This window comes from Streptomyces sp. NPDC055025 (assembly GCF_053608565.1).
This window is the reverse complement of sequence record NZ_JBSGVS010000160.1, coordinates 1-1,100: the sequence shown is the minus strand read 5'-3', so window position 1 is coordinate 1,100 and position 1,100 is coordinate 1. Positions and strand designations below refer to the sequence as shown.

Annotated in this window: 1 protein-coding gene; it reads right to left on the bottom strand. The window is 58.1% G+C overall.

Annotated features, from left to right (window positions below; genetic code table 11):
• Positions 1 to 565: 565 nt before the first annotated feature.
• The coding region (locus tag ACWGDX_RS39370; protein WP_453633641.1) for a hypothetical protein at positions 566 to 1,100 on the bottom strand (535 nt) is incomplete at its 5' end.

The following is a 1,100-nucleotide window of genomic DNA, read 5'->3' as shown; positions in this document are numbered from 1 at the left end:
ATCCACGCGCGCACGATCTTTGGACAACCCGAGCCTCGGCAATGCTCGGTCGCGAAGGACATGCGGCTGCATCGACAGCCACATAGATTGGCGGTCGGGCCGCCGCATGATCGGCCGAGCGCTGGTCGTCGTTTTGTCAAGCATAAGCCGAATGCTGAGGCTCATACACGACGGCCAAGTACAAGTAAAACAAGAAAAATTATAGCGACAGCATTGTAGCCGATGAGTTTGGCATCGGGGTTCAACGAAAGTCATATACCCGTCGCAGACGAGAATGGAACGCATTGGAAGTGCAACAAAAAGTGTTCGAACACCTCTCATCCCGGATAGAAAACCGCCCCCCATCCATGCTCATTCCGGAATACGGTAGGCGAGACGAGAGCCTTTGCGCAATCTGGCCGCTACCTTTATGGGGCCAGAAACAAAGCAATTGAACGCAAAGACACATCAGGCGCCGGGCCATCGGTCCCGCAGCGACGAATGCTTCGCCTTCGGGATTCGAGCCGCGCTCCGCTTGTTCCTCGATGGAGCAGTTCCTACCCGGGTGTTGGACGACTGAAGGCCATTACGAGCGCAGCCGTCTGCGCGCACGCCATACGGTTTGCAACCCGTGCCGCGTCAGCTTGATCGCCCACGGCGCCTTGGCCTTGAGGTACTCCACGATCTTCCGCGTCGCAAAAATGGCCCTGCTGTTCTGATAGAAGGCGAGCTGACTGCGTAACGCGTGGAGTTCCTCCTCCAACGCGCCGGGCGCTGCAGAGGCGGCCTGCCCGCCCTCAAGAACATACAGTGGGAGCCTCACCTCCCCCGCCTCGACCATCTTGCCCGTCAACAACGCGTGGTACAACTCACGATGCCGCGCGACACGCTCCGGAGTGTGATACATCGAATTCGCACGACGCCGATAGAAGAAATGAATGCCGTTCGTTGCAATGAAGCGCTTCCCCGTGGCGAGTGCGCGGGAATAGAGATCCCAATCCTCATACGCTTCGAGTTCTTCACGATACTTCAGCTCGCGCAACACTACCGTACGCGCCATGCAGGTTGCGGTCGAAAAGCGGTTTTCGTACATGCCGAGCGCCCGCGCTTCGCCATAGAAC